This is a genomic window from Cellulomonas dongxiuzhuiae (assembly GCF_018623035.1).
Classification (GTDB): domain Bacteria; phylum Actinomycetota; class Actinomycetes; order Actinomycetales; family Cellulomonadaceae; genus Cellulomonas; species Cellulomonas dongxiuzhuiae.
This window is the reverse complement of record NZ_CP076023.1, coordinates 25,841-39,385: the sequence shown is the minus strand read 5'-3', so window position 1 is coordinate 39,385 and position 13,545 is coordinate 25,841. Positions and strand designations below refer to the sequence as shown.

Genomic DNA, 13,545 nt, shown 5'->3' with positions numbered 1-13,545 from the left:
GCCGGACGTGACAGCGTGGGGCCGACGGGCCCTGCACCCTGGCGGGAGATGAGCGGCGCCGGGCCCCGTACCGTCGCCACATGGCACCGCGGAGCTTCACGAGCCACGACACCGAGCCCCTCGACCGCGAGGCGGCCCAGAAGCGCGTCGAGGTCCTGCGGTCGACCCTGCCGACGGGTACGCAGATCCGGCTGATCGAGCCCTCGAAGGGCGTCGACCTGACGTACCTCGTCCGGGCGGTCGGCGACCGGTCCCGCGCCTCGGCGCTGCTCGCCGAGGTCGTCGACGTCGTGCGCGCCGGTGACGAGCGCTGGGCGGTGGACCTGTCCGTGCACGCGACCGACGACGACACCTCCCCCTGCACGACCTTCACGCTGCCCGACGACGCGCTGCCGGCGCTCGACCTGCTGCTCGCGGCGCACGACGACCTGTACGCGGCCCTGCCCACGCAGACGATCGGCCTGGACGCCGCCGACGGCACGTTCACCATCAGCGACGTCCCCCGCGACACGGCGCTCGCCACCGCGCGCCTCGCCGCACGCTGGTGGGAGTCCCTGCTGCAGCGCGCCGAGGGGCGGTGGCGCGACTCGTCGCTCTGCGTCGCGGTCGGCGGCGCGAGCGGCACCGAGGGCGTGCACGCCGAGATCAGCTACGACGCCACCATCGAGCGCGAGCCCGACCCGATGGGCTACCGCCGCAGCGACAACGGCTCGCGCAAGGTCAGCGACGCCGTGTGGACGGCCCGCGTCGTCGCCGCGTGGGACGAGAACCTGCCGGTGCTCGAGGCGATGCTCCGCCTGCCCGTGCCGATCGACCACGAGGTCGACCTCTCGTTGGCCGACGACTCCCTGCGGCCCCAGCTGTCGGTCTGCCACCACGAGACGTACGAGGACGATGACGTCACGGCCGAGGCGCTCGTCGCGATCATCCGCAGCGAGGTCCCGGGGACGCGGCTCACGGTGGGCTGAGCGGGGCCTCACCAGGCGTCGTGCGCGAACGGAGCCCGACGCGCGCTGGGGACTGGTCACCCACGGTCGTCAGCGCGGTCCTGTCCTTCGTCTCACAGGCCCGGGGCAGCTCGCGCGCTCAAGAGCCCACCCGGCGCGTCCGCCGTGCGGAACCACGGCGCGCGGCGCAGGACGTCGACGTCGTGCGCGAGCTCCCCGGGGTCGGTGCGGGTGACGAGGACCGCGGCACCGAGCCGGACGTCCGTGCCGACGTTGCCGTCGCGTCCCGCCCGGAACACGTGCACCTCGACGTCGCTCCCGAGGCCTGCGACGACCTCGGGGGTGCCGGCCCAGCGCTGACCCGGCAGCACCGGCAGCCACAGCCAGGCGGCGTGGCGCCCGCTGGTGCGGTCCGGCTCCGCGACGGGCAGCCCTGCCTGGAGCCGCAGGTGCGCCACCTCGAGCTGGACGCCGGCGTGCACGCGTGCGAGCTCGGAGACGGCGGCGCCGGGAGCGCGCGCGGCGGTCTCCAGCACGACGAGCCGGCCGTCGGGCGTCGTCGCGAACTCCGTGTGGACCACGAAGTCGCCGTCCGCCCCGAGTGCCCGGACGACGCGCTCGTTCAGCTCGTGCGCCACCACGGCCTGCGGGGAGTCGGCCGGCAGCGTCCACCCACCCAGCACCCGGCCGCGCTCGAACCCGAGCAGCGGCCCCAGGTAGCGCCCCGCCTGGACGGGGCGGACGTCACCCTGGCGCACGAGCGCGTTGACGTGGCCGAGGGGCCCGTCCACGAACTCGTCGACCTGCCAGCCCGTCTCACCGTCATGCCGGACCAGCCACCCGAGGACGGCTTCGACGTCGGACAGCACCTCGACGCCGCGCGAGTTCGCCTCCCGACGCGGTTTCACGACGGCGGGCAGCCCGACGGTCGCGACGACGCAGTCCGCGAGGGCGCGGGAGGACGTGACGGCCGGCTCGAAGGCCAGGTACCGGGGGACCGGGACGCCTGCGGCCTCGAGTCGGCGCTTCATGAGCACCTTGTCGCGATACCCGTCCAGGTGCGCGGGGTGACGCGCCGGCAGGCCCGTCGCCGCCCGCAGCCGTGCGCACTCGACGAGGCAGTACTCGTCGTTGCTGACGACCTCCGCGCCGGGCGCGGACCGCACGATCGACTCCCACTCGTCGCGTCCGGCGTGCACGACCTGCTCGACCGACGCCTCGACGTCCTCGCGGAACACGGTCGCGGGGTCGGCGTCGGTGAGGACGACGACCTCGAACCGGTCGGGCGGGAACGCCTCGGCCGGGTTCGTGGTGAGGGGCTGGCGCGAGTGGAGCACGACGACGCGCGGGCGTGCGTCCGACGACCCGGCCGACGCGTCACGCACCGCTGCCCCCCGACGACGGCACCGGCAGCTGCAGCGCGCATGTGAGGCGTGCGGCCGGCCCGGTCGTCGCCGGCTCGACAGGGGAAGTGACGACGTACGCCATGGACCTCGAACCCCCTGGTCGTGGCACGGCCGCTGCCGGAGGCGACGCGCGCGTCACCTGCAGCCAGCTCACCTGCCGGAGCGGCGGACCGGGACGATCACCACATCCCGGACACGCACCAACGAGCAGGAGCGTACGCGACCGTGTCGCGCGCAGGATGGCCGGGTGGCCGTCTACGGTCACAACGAGCGCCGCAGTCAGATCGGCGACGGCAAGGAAGTCCATGCCGACGGCTGCACCAGCACGTGTGGTGCACTCGGCGAGTACAAGCACATCACCGCAGAAGCGCAGACGTGGTACGACCCAGCCGCCCTTCGTCCCAGGATTCGTGATGGCTCCGTCGCGAAGCCGGACCGCCAGCTGCTGCGCACGCAGGCGGCGGCGGACGAGCTCGCCGAGGATGCCGGGGTCGTCGAGGTGACGACGAACAGCAGCGTCGCGGTGTTCGTCGAGTCGCGCATGGCGGCTCACGGCCTGCGCGGCTACGTCCGGAAGGTGAACGGAGGGTCCTGATGGCCGACGTGATGCTGGCGTGCTCGGACGACGACTGGGACTTCGACAGGCCGCGCGTGATCGACGACATGCAGCGCCTGTGGCCGTCCAGCACCTACTCCGCCGAGGAGGGTGCAGTCGACACGCTCGGACAGCTCGTCGTCCGCGACGGGGACGAGACAGCTCTCGTCGAGCTGTTGACCATCCCCGGCGGTCTCGGGGTCGAGGGAGACGACCGGCTGGTAGCCGAGGTCCTTGCTGCCCTCGCGAGAACGCAGCCGGTGCCCGCCGACGGATCACTTCTCGCGCTGGGGTGGGCGAAGAGGGCCGTGCCGCTGACCCCGGCGACGACGGCAGCGGGCCTGATGGAAGCAGAGCCGGCATAGCGGCGGTCGGACGGCTCCACCACAGATGTCGGGCTGCATCCGGGGCACTTCCATCGCGCGTCTTCAGCCGACGGGGCCTCACCGCACCGCAGTGCAGAGATTCCGATGATCATCGAGCTACCGGCAGCACGGGGACGCCCTCCCCTGGGCTTCGGTGACCGAGCGCTTCGGGTAGGTGGAGCCGCGCGGCGCACCGCGGGACCTGGAGCAGACACGGCTCGGTGGTGACCGTGTCTCCGCAGGTGGTGCCGAGGAAGGTGCCGTCCGAGCTGATGGCGCCGGTCGGCGTGAGCTCGGCGAGCAAGGGTCAACCGAACCGCTCGACCGTCACACCTCTGACAAGAGGCCGGCGCCGCCCGTACCGCGGTTAGGCGCCTGAACCTCGAGTCTCGATCGCCCGGTAACCGGCCGGTCCGCACGCCGAACCACCCCGTCGGCATCAACCTGCCCCCAGACCGGCCCCTCAGCGCCCGATCGAGCGCCTCGAAGCCACCCCCACGCACCCCCAGAACCACGAAACTCCCGGTCAGAGAACCCTGACCGGGAGTTTCGTTACCACCTGAGCGGTTCCTTCCGGAACCACCCCACTGTGCGCGAGGCGGGATTTGAACCCGCACGCCCTTTCGGACACTGGCACCTGAAGCCAGCGCGTCTGCCGTTCCGCCACTCGCGCGCGCCGCAGAACGTTAGCACGGCGGAGCCCTCGCCACCGAACCGCCGGCACAGCGGACCTCCACGAGCCCTCCTCCCCGTGAAGTGGTCACGCACCCGACCACTTCATGGCGGAGCCGGCGCACATGTGACCACAACACTCGGCACCGCCGCGCGACCCCCGCATCGACCCGTCCACAGACCCCTCGCACGCGCGCCACGTGCACCGATCACCCCCATGGGCACCCGTCCAGCCCGTCGCACGGATACCATCGAGCCGGACCGTCGTCGCACCGCGTCGCACGAGCCGACGAGCACAGGGACGGGCCACCCGGCCCGCCCGATGCGGGAGGAGGTGGACGTGGGATTCCTCGACAAGTTCGAGAACGGCGTGGAACGCGTCGTCAACAACGCGTTCGCTCGCGCCTTCCGTAGCGAGGTCAAGCCCATCGAGCTCGCCGACGCCCTGCGTCGCGAGCTCGACGACCGCGCCGCCGTCGTCGGCCGCGACCGCACCGTCGTGCCCAACGAGTTCACCATCGAGCTGTCCACCCCCGACTACGACCAGGTCGAGGCGTGGGGCGCGGAGGCCCTCGCGGAGGAGCTCGCCGCCAACGTCACCGAGCACGCGTCCAGCCAGCACTACGCGTTCGTCGGCCCCGTCACCGTCTCCTTCTCGGAGAACACGGAGCAGGACGCCGGCCGGTTCGCGGTGCACAGCGCGACCGTCCGCGGCGCGGTGGCACCGGCGACCAACGCGGCGCCGAGCCCGCGGCACCCGCTGATCGACATCGACGGCCAGCGCTACATCCTCACGGGCCCGGTCACGGTCATCGGCCGCGGCTCGGAGGCCGACATCATCGTCGACGACCCCGGCGTCTCGCGGCGCCACCTGGAGATCCGCGTCACGCCCGACGGCGTCGTGGCCAGCGACATGGGGTCGACCAACGGCGTGTTCGTCGAAGGGCACCAGGTGCCCGCGGCGACGCTGCTCGACGGCAACACCCTGACCATCGGCCGCACCCGGATCCTGTTCTGGACGGGCGGCGACGCGGACGTGGACGAGTGATGCCGCGGCATGAGTGAGCTCACGATCACCCTGCTGCGGCTGGGATACCTCGCGGTGCTGTGGTTCCTGGTCCTGTCGGCGATCACCGTGCTGCGCCGTGACCTGTACGGCACGCGGATCATCGACCGCCGCCGTACGCCCGGCAAGGGCACGCCCGCGGCCGACGCACCCGTGCCCGCCGGCGAGGCGACGCCCCGCGCGCCTCGCCGCCCGCGCGGCGCCGGCGGCCCCACGCGGCTCGTCGTGACCGAGGGCCCGCTGCGTGGCACCACGCTCCCGCTCGGGTCGTCCGCGGTCCTGGTCGGCCGCGCGCCCAGCTGCACGCTCGTCCTCGACGACGACTACTCGTCGTCCCGCCACGCCCGCATCTTCCCGCAGGGCGAGCAGTGGTTCGTCGAGGACCTGGGCTCGACGAACGGCACGTTCGTCGGCGAGCAGCGGGTCGAGCAGCCCACGCCCGTCCCCACCGGAACCGCGGTGCGGATCGGTCAGAGCCTGCTCGAGCTGCAGAGGTAGTGCCGTGACGGTCGCCCTCCGCTACGCCGCGCGCTCCGACGTCGGCCTCGTCCGCTCGGACAACCAGGACTCCGCCTACGCGGGACCCCACCTGCTCGTCGTCGCCGACGGCATGGGCGGGCACGCGGGAGGCGACGTCGCCTCGTCCGTCGCCGTGGCCGCGCTCGCGCCGCTCGACGGCGAGTCGCACGGCCCCGACGACGCGCTCGACGAGCTCGAGACCGCGCTGGACGACGCCCGCTCCGAGATCATCGCGCGCAGCGACGCCGAGCCCGACCTCGCCGGCATGGGGACGACCGTCACCGCGATCCTGCGTGCCGGCAACAAGCTCGCGATGGTCCACCTCGGCGACTCGCGCGGGTACCTGTTCCGCGAGGGCACGCTCACCCAGGTGACGACGGACCACACGTTCGTGCAGCACCTGGTCGACACGGGCCGCATCACGCCCGAGGAGGCCGAGCACCACCCGCAGCGGTCGGTCGTCATGCGCGTCCTCGGGGACTTCGACAGCGACGTGACGGCGGACCTGTCGGTCCGCGAGGCGCGGCCGGGCGACCGGTGGCTGCTGTGCTCCGACGGCCTGTCGGGGTACGTCTCGGCGGAGACGATCGCGGAGACGCTCGCCGACATCGAGGACGTCGACGCGTGCGCGGACCGGCTGGTGCAGCTCGCGCTGCGCGCCGGCGGACCGGACAACGTCACGGTCGTCATCGCTGACGTGGTGGAGCTCGACACCCTCGCGGACGGCGCGATGCCGTCGACCGCCAGCGCCGTCGTCGGGGCCGCGGCCGTGAGCCGCAACCGCCCCTCGGCCGCCGCGGACGGGCCCGCGGCCCGGGCGGCATGGCTCTCGCGCAAGGCCCGGTCCGGCTCCGGCACCACCCAGGACGAGGCGGGCGAGGACGACGAGCCGGGCGATGCGCCCCCCGCGCCACCCGCCGACGCCCCGGCCCCGACGGACGAGGACGAGCCGCTCGAGCCGTCGCCCCGCCGCCGCGGGCTCGCGCTGACGTGGGTCGCCGTGGGCGTCGCGCTGGTCGCCGCCCTCACCGGCGGGTACGTGTGGACGCAGACGCAGTACTTCGTCGGTGCGCCCGACGGCACCGTCGCGATCTACCGTGGCATCGCGCAGTCCCTCGGCCCGGTGGACCTGGCGTCGATCGTCGAGACGTCCGACGTCGAGGTCGAGGACCTCCCCGGCTACCTGCGCGAACGCGTCGAGCAGACCATCTCCGCGGGCTCGCTCGACGAGGCGCGTCGCCTGGTCGAGATGCTCGCCGACGGCGCGGTCGACCCCGAGCCGACGAAGTCGGCCGTCCCCACCCCCTCGCCCACCGCGTCGCCGGCGCCCACCGCCGCGGCGGCCGGCGTGAACCTGCCCGCACAGCTCGTCGCCCTCGTGATGGCGGCCGCGGACGAGCCCGAGCCGATCGCCGGTGCGCCGACCCACGGCACGCCGGCGATGACGCACGCGTCGTGATGGCCAGCGTCCAGCCGCACCGGGTCCGGCCCGGGCGAGGGACCGAGCTGCTGCTGCTCGTCCCCGCGCTCGGCATCGGCATCGCCGGCTACGTGCTCGCGGGGCTCGGCGCGACGGGGACCGTGCCGCCGCACGTCATCGCGTACGCGGCCGGCACCACGGTGCTCGCCTTCGCGGTGCACCTGGTGCTGCGCCTGCGCGCGCCCTGGGCCGACCCGGTGATCCTGCCGGTCGTCGTCGCCCTCAACGGCATCGGGCTCGCGATGATCTACCGCATCTCCATCGCGTACGCGGAGCGCGGCCGGTCCGAGGCGGACATCGCGGACCGGCAGCTCGCGTGGACGGCGATCTCCGTGGCCCTGGCGATCGCGGTCCTGTGGGTCCTGCGCGACCACCGCACGCTGCGTCGCTACACCTACACGGCGATGGTCACGGGTCTCGTGCTCATCCTCCTGCCGCTGGTCCCCGGGCTCGGTCAGACCATCAACGGCGCACGCATCTGGGTGCGCGTCGGGCCGGTCGGCATGCAGCCCGCCGAGTTCGCGAAGATCGCGCTGGCCGTGTTCTTCGCCGGCTACCTCGTGACGCACCGTGACACGCTGGCCCTCGCCGGCAAGCGCGTCCTGGGCCTGCAGCTGCCACGGGCGCGCGACCTCGGGCCGATCATCCTGGTGTGGGCGGCGTCCCTCGTGGTCCTCGTCCTGCAGCGGGACCTCGGCACGTCGCTCCTGTTCTTCGGGCTGTTCGTCGCCGTGCTGTACCTGGCGACCGAGCGCACGTCGTGGATCGTCATCGGTCTCGTGCTGTTCGTCGGCGGTGCCGCTGCCGCGGCCGCGACGTTCGGGCACGTCGGCGCACGGTTCGACGTGTGGCTCCACGCGCTGGACAGCGACATCTACAACCGGTCGCCGGGCGGCTCGGGGCAGCTCGTCGCGGGCCTGTTCGGCATGGCCAGCGGAGGCCTGTTCGGCACCGGCCTGGGCCAGGGCCGTCCCGACCTCGTGCCGTTCGCGTACTCGGACTTCATCATCGCGGCCCTCGGCGAGGAGCTCGGCCTGACGGGCCTGCTCGCGATCCTGCTGCTCTACACGATCCTGGTGTCCCGCGGCCTGCGGACCGCGATCGGCGTGCGCGACGGCTTCGGCAAGCTGCTCGCGGGCGGTCTGTCGTTCGTCATGGCGTTCCAGCTGTTCGTCGTCGTCGGGGGCGTGACGCGTCTGATCCCGCTGACGGGCCTGACGACGCCGTTCCTCGCGTACGGCGGGTCGTCGCTGGTCGCCAACTGGATCATCGCCGCCCTGCTGCTGCGGATCTCGGACGAGGCGCGCCGTCCGGTCCCCGCGGTGCGCGCGGTCGCGACGCCGGACATCGGCGTCCCGCTCTCGCCCCCGGGCCGCTCCCGACCCGCGGGCACGGGACGCAGCACCGGACGCACGGGCACGCCCGCTGCCGGCACACCGGTGGTGGTCGGCGACGCACCGGTCCGCACGTCGACGGCCACGACGTCCCTCGACACGGGGGACGGCCCTGCGCCTGACGACAGCCCGACCGAGCACATGGCGGCGGACGCCGCGACCAGGGACGAGCAGGCACCCCGCCCGCGACGCACCGGCAGACCGGACGACCGACAGGGAGGCGAGGCACGATGAACACCCCCCTGCGTCGCCTCGCGACCATCACGCTCGTCATGTTCGTGGCCCTCATGGCCTCGGCCACGTGGGTGCAGTTCTTCCAGGCCGAGTCGCTGAACACCGACGGGCGCAACGTGCGCACCCTGTACCGCGAGCACGGCAACGCGCGCGGCCCGATCGTGGCGGGCGGTGAGGCCATCGCCGCGTCCGTCCCCGTCGACGACCCGTTCGGGTACCAGCGGACCTACTCGCACGGCGAGCTCTACTCGGCTGTGACGGGCTTCTACTCGATCGCCAACGGTCGCAGCGAGCTCGAGAAGTACGAGAACGACCAGCTCACCGGGCGCTCCGACCAGCTGTTCTTCACGCGCATCCGCGACCTGCTCACGGGCAAGCGACCCGAGGGCGCGGCCGTCGAGACGACCGTGCTGCCGGCGGCGCAGCAGGCGGCGCGCGACGGGCTGGGGGACCAGAACGGCGCCGTCGTCGCGATCGAGCCCTCCACCGGCCGGATCCTCGCCATGGTCTCCACGCCGGGCTTCGACCCGAACCAGCTCGCGGTGCACTCCACGAGCGAGGCCGCCGCGGCGTACCGGGCCCTCGCGGAGGCGCCCGGCAACCCGCTGCGGTCCAACGCGACGCAGGAGCGCTACGCGCCCGGCTCGACGTTCAAGCTGGTGACGGCCGCGGCGGCGCTCGAGTCGGGGTCGTACACGGCCGACAGCCTCGTGCCGTCCCCCACGCAGCTGACCCTGCCGCAGACGAGCGCGACGATCGGCAACTTCGGCGGCAGCAGCTGCGGCGGCGAGGAGATCACGCTGACCGAGGCGCTGCGCATCTCCTGCAACACCGCGTTCGCGAGCCTCGGCCTCACCCTCGGCGAGGACGCGCTGCGCGAGCAGTCGGAGCGCTTCGGGTTCTTCGACCCCGAGCAGACCGTCCCGATGCCCGTCGTCGAGTCGGTGTTCCCCACCGGGCTCGACCCGGCCATGCTCGCGCAGTCCGCGATCGGGCAGCGCGACGTGCAGGCGTCACCGCTGCAGATGGCGATGGTCGCGTCCGCGATCGCGAACGGCGGACGCCTTATGACGCCGTACCTCGTCGAGACCGTGCGCGCCGCCGACCTCACCGTCGTGTCGCAGACGCGGCCCGAGGTGCTCTCCAACGCCGTGTCGTCCGGCACGGCGAGCGCCCTGACGCAGATGATGGTGGGTGTGGTCGAGTCCGGCACCGGACGCGCAGCCCGCATCGACGGCGTGCAGGTCGCGGGCAAGACCGGCACGGCCCAGACCGTCGAGGGCGAGCCGCCCCACGCGTGGTTCACGGCGTTCGCACCGGCCGAGGCTCCCCGCGTGGCGGTCGCGGTGATCGTCGAGAACGGCGGCAACCTGGGCAACGAGGCGACCGGCGGCGCGATCGCCGCGCCCATCGCCCGTGCCGTGATCCAGGCGGTGCTCGGCTCATGAGGACCGCACCGGGTGTCGCGCTGGGCGGTGGCCGCTACCGCCTGCTGCGCCGTATCGCCGTCGGCGGCATGGGCGAGGTGTGGGAGGCGAACGACGACGCCCTCGCCCGTGCGGTCGCCGTGAAGGTGCTGCGCGACGAGTTCGCCGGCGACGTCGGGTTCCTCGAGCGGTTCCGCACCGAGGCGCGCAATTCCGCCGCCCTGCACCACCCGCACATCGCTGCCCTGTTCGACTACGGCGAGCAGGAGGGCTCGGCGTACCTCGTCATGGAGCTCGTCGTTGGCGAGCCGCTGTCCGACCTGCTCGAGCGCGAGCCGGTGCTGCCCCCGCGGCGCCTGTTGCCGATGCTCGCCCAGACGGCCCGCGGCCTGCACGCGGCCCACCTGGCCGGGGTCGTGCACCGCGACGTCAAGCCGGGCAACATCCTCATCGCACGCTCGGGCAAGGTGAAGATTACGGACTTCGGCGTCTCGCTCGCCGCCGACCAGAAGACGATGACCGCGACCGGCATGGTCATGGGAACGGCGCAGTACCTCTCGCCCGAGCAGGCCGTCGGACGCCCCGCGACGCCGCTGTCCGACCTGTACTCGCTCGGCGTCGTCGCCTACGAGGGTCTGGCCGGCAAGCGGCCCTTCACCGGCCCGACGGCCGTCGACATCGCGGTCGCGCACGTCAACGACCCGGTGCCGCCCCTGCCCTCCTCGGTCGACAAGAAACTCGCCGCCCTGGTGCTGCGGCTGCTGTCCAAGGAGCCGACGGAGCGTCCCGCGTCCGGCGAGGAGCTCGCGGGCCTGCTCGACCGGCTCATGCCGCAGACACCCCCGTCCGGTGTCGCGGTGCTGGTCTCCAAGCCGACCCGCGCCCGCGAGGAGCGACGCACCGCCACCGCGACCCGGACCTCGCCGGACGCGTCGGCACCGGCCGCCGCACCGGCGGGCCCCGGCGCGCCGCCGTCGTACCCGCCGTCGCGGCGCGAACGCGCCGGCCGCCCCGCGGTCGACCAGGGCACGCGCCGCAACCGCCACGTGATGCCCGCCGAGCGCGTGTCGGACGGTGCACTGACCGCCGCCGTCGCGTGGGTGCGGCGCCTGCGGCTGCCGCTCGTCGCGCTCGTGCTGGTGCTCGTCGCCCTCCTGGGCGCGGCGCTCGCCGACAGGCTCCTGGGCTCCGGCCCGGATGGTTCCACCGTCGGCCTGCTGGCCGCCGAGTACCCTCATGGCGGCCCACCAGGTGGGATGATCGCCGCAGAACCGACCCGGGACGGCACGTCCGTCCCGGCGGCAGACGGAGCCCCGGCACGCGCCGCGGGTCCGCGACCGACGGAAGTGAAGGACTCCTAGTGGTGGACGACGGATCGCGCATCCTCGCCGGCAGGTACCAGGTCGGCGAGCTCATCGGCCGCGGCGGCATGGCCGAGGTGCACATCGGGCACGACACGCGCCTGGGACGCACCGTCGCCATCAAGATCCTGCGCTCGGACCTGGCCCGCGACCCCTCCTTCCAGGCGCGGTTCCGCCGCGAGGCGCAGTCGGCGGCCGCCCTCAACCACCCCGCCATCGTCGCCGTGTACGACACCGGCGAGGACGTGTTCACCGAGCCGTCGGGCAACGTCGCGCACGTGCCGTTCATCGTCATGGAGTACGTCGAGGGCCACACCGTGCGGGACATCCTGCGCGACGGCCACGCCGTGCCCATCGACGAGGGCATCGAGATCACGGCAGGTGTGCTCTCGGCGCTCGAGTACTCGCACCACGCCGGGATCGTGCACCGCGACATCAAGCCCGCGAACGTCATGATCACGCCCACGGGCGCGGTCAAGGTCATGGACTTCGGCATCGCGCGGGCCGTGGCCGACTCGGCCGCGACCATGACGCAGACCCAGGCGGTCATCGGCACGGCGCAGTACCTGTCCCCCGAGCAGGCCCGCGGCGAGCAGGTCGACACGCGCTCCGACCTGTACTCCACCGGCTGCCTGCTGTTCGAGCTGCTCACGGGCCGCCCGCCGTTCGTCGGCGACTCCCCCGTCGCGGTCGCGTACCAGCACGTCCGGGAGATCCCGCCCGTCCCCAGCTCGATCGCCTCCGACCTGCCCGAGACGCTCGACCGCATCACGCTCAAGGCGCTGGCCAAGGACCGCGACGCCCGGTACTCGACCGCGGCGGAGTTCCGCGCGGACCTCGAGGCCGTGCTGCGCGGCGGGCAGGTCAACGCCCCCACGGTCGGCGCCGCCCTGGCCGCCGTCCCGTCGGGCGACACCACGCAGATCATGGCCCCGCCGGTCGCGACGACGCAGGCCATGCCGCCCGCGACCGCGCCCTGGGGTGCGACGGGTCTGGCGACCTCGACCGACCCGCAGCTGCCGGAGGACGAGGAGGAGAAGAAGCGGCCCTGGCTCATCTGGGTGCTCGCGGTTGTCGCCCTGCTCGCCGTCGGCGGCATCGTCTTCGCGCTCATGCAGGGCAACGACGCGGAGGTCGCGACGACGGTCGACGTGCCCGCGGTCGCCGGGCTCCCGCAGGACGAGGCGTTCGACCGCATCCGGGGGGCGGACCTGCTCCCGACACCGGCGCAGGAGGCCAGCGACCTCGAGGCGGGGCTCGTGATCCGCACCGACCCGCCCGAGGGCACGCCGGTGGACCAGGAGACCGAGGTCACCGTCTACATCTCGACCGGCCCGGCTGAGGTGACGGTCCCGAACGTCACCGACAAGACCGAGGCCGACGCCGTCCAGATCCTCGAGGACGCGGGACTCACGGTGTCACCGACGCGCCAGTACGAGGATCACCCGACGATCGCGAAGGGGCACGTCACGAAGACGGAGCCCGCCGCCGACTCGGCCGTCGAGGCCGGATCCACCGTCACCCTCTTCGTCGCGTCCGGCACCGTCGTGGTCCCCAACGTCACGGGCAAGAACATCGAGGTCGCGACCGAGGAGCTCGCCGCCGTCGGCCTGCGCGTGAACTCCACGGGCGTCGAGTCCACGGAGCCCGAGGGCAACGTGGTCTCGCAGGACCGCGCCGAGGGCGACATCGTGCCGCAGGGCACCACGATCAACCTCGGCGTCGCGGAGCCCGCGAGCACCGCCACCGTGCCGTCGAACCTGCGCGGCATGTCCTACGAGCAGGCGGTCGCGGCCCTGGCCGCGGTCGGGCTGACGAACGTCGTGCGGGAGGACGTGCAGTCCGACGACCCGCCCGGCACCGTCGTGTCGTCCGACCCCAGCGGTGGCACCCAGATCGCCAAGGAGCAGCAGGTCAAGCTGCGCGTCGCGCGCGCGGCGGGCGGCGGCAGCAGCCCGACGCCGTCGGTGTCGGCACCCCCGTCCGGGAACAACGGCAGGGACGACTGACGGGCCCGGCCCCTCGCGACGAACGCCCCCGGCCGGTCGGCCGGGGGCGTTCGTACGTCGGGTCGCGGAC

General features: G+C 73.4%; 11 protein-coding genes and 1 tRNA gene. 10 read left to right on the top strand and 2 right to left on the bottom strand.

Annotated elements, in window-relative coordinates:
- Positions 1 to 80: 80 nt before the first annotated feature.
- A complete protein-coding gene (locus KKR89_RS00185) occupies positions 81 to 968 on the top strand; it encodes a hypothetical protein (RefSeq protein ID WP_208196706.1) in 888 nt (295 codons plus the stop codon).
- A gap of 92 nt (positions 969 to 1,060) precedes the next feature.
- Here KKR89_RS00185 and KKR89_RS00180 read toward each other — a convergent pair whose 3' ends face one another.
- Positions 1,061 to 2,332, bottom strand: a complete 1,272-nt coding sequence (locus KKR89_RS00180) for an ATP-grasp domain-containing protein (protein WP_208196705.1) — start codon at positions 2,330 to 2,332, stop codon at positions 1,061 to 1,063.
- 268 nt (positions 2,333 to 2,600) lie between these two features.
- On the opposite strand from KKR89_RS00180, the gene KKR89_RS00175 reads away from it, so the two are divergent.
- Both KKR89_RS00175 and KKR89_RS00170 read left to right on the top strand, forming a co-directional pair.
- Entirely contained in the window at positions 2,601 to 2,948 is a 348-nt protein-coding gene (locus tag KKR89_RS00175) for a hypothetical protein (RefSeq protein WP_208196704.1), read from the top strand.
- The gene (locus KKR89_RS00170; RefSeq protein WP_208196703.1) at positions 2,948 to 3,313 is read left to right on the top strand and encodes a hypothetical protein; all 366 of its coding nucleotides are present in this window, start codon (positions 2,948 to 2,950) and stop codon (positions 3,311 to 3,313) included. Before KKR89_RS00175 ends, KKR89_RS00170 begins: the two co-directional genes overlap by 1 nt.
- A gap of 590 nt (positions 3,314 to 3,903) precedes the next feature.
- Here KKR89_RS00170 and KKR89_RS00165 read toward each other — a convergent pair.
- Positions 3,904 to 3,986 (bottom strand) — tRNA-Leu (locus KKR89_RS00165).
- A 339-nt stretch (positions 3,987 to 4,325) separates the two neighbouring features.
- Between KKR89_RS00165 and KKR89_RS00160 the strand changes: the two genes are divergently transcribed.
- Genes KKR89_RS00160 through pknB form a run of 7 tightly spaced genes read left to right on the top strand, consistent with a single transcriptional unit; the run spans position 4,326 to position 13,475 of the window.
- A complete protein-coding gene (locus KKR89_RS00160; RefSeq protein WP_191783144.1) occupies positions 4,326 to 5,033 on the top strand; it encodes an FhaA domain-containing protein in 708 nt (235 codons plus the stop codon).
- A gap of 9 nt (positions 5,034 to 5,042) precedes the next feature.
- Positions 5,043 to 5,549 (top strand): FHA domain-containing protein FhaB/FipA, encoded by a 507-nt coding sequence (locus tag KKR89_RS00155; protein WP_208196702.1) that lies wholly within the window; start codon positions 5,043 to 5,045, stop codon positions 5,547 to 5,549.
- 4 nt (positions 5,550 to 5,553) lie between these two features.
- Positions 5,554 to 7,029 (top strand): Stp1/IreP family PP2C-type Ser/Thr phosphatase, encoded by a 1,476-nt coding sequence (locus KKR89_RS00150; protein ID WP_208196701.1) that lies wholly within the window; start codon positions 5,554 to 5,556, stop codon positions 7,027 to 7,029.
- Entirely contained in the window at positions 7,029 to 8,678 is a 1,650-nt protein-coding gene (locus tag KKR89_RS00145) for an FtsW/RodA/SpoVE family cell cycle protein (protein WP_243882971.1), read from the top strand. Before KKR89_RS00150 ends, KKR89_RS00145 begins: the two co-directional genes overlap by 1 nt.
- On the top strand, positions 8,675 to 10,126 hold the full coding sequence (locus tag KKR89_RS00140) for a peptidoglycan D,D-transpeptidase FtsI family protein (protein ID WP_208196700.1): 1,452 nt from the start codon (positions 8,675 to 8,677) through the stop codon (positions 10,124 to 10,126). The genes KKR89_RS00145 and KKR89_RS00140 overlap by 4 nt, the downstream gene beginning before the upstream one ends.
- Entirely contained in the window at positions 10,123 to 11,466 is a 1,344-nt protein-coding gene (locus KKR89_RS00135; protein ID WP_208196699.1) for a serine/threonine-protein kinase, read from the top strand. The genes KKR89_RS00140 and KKR89_RS00135 overlap by 4 nt, the downstream gene beginning before the upstream one ends.
- Positions 11,466 to 13,475 (top strand): Stk1 family PASTA domain-containing Ser/Thr kinase, encoded by a 2,010-nt coding sequence (gene pknB / locus KKR89_RS00130; protein WP_208196698.1) that lies wholly within the window; start codon positions 11,466 to 11,468, stop codon positions 13,473 to 13,475. Before KKR89_RS00135 ends, pknB begins: the two co-directional genes overlap by 1 nt.
- Positions 13,476 to 13,545 lie beyond the last annotated feature (70 nt).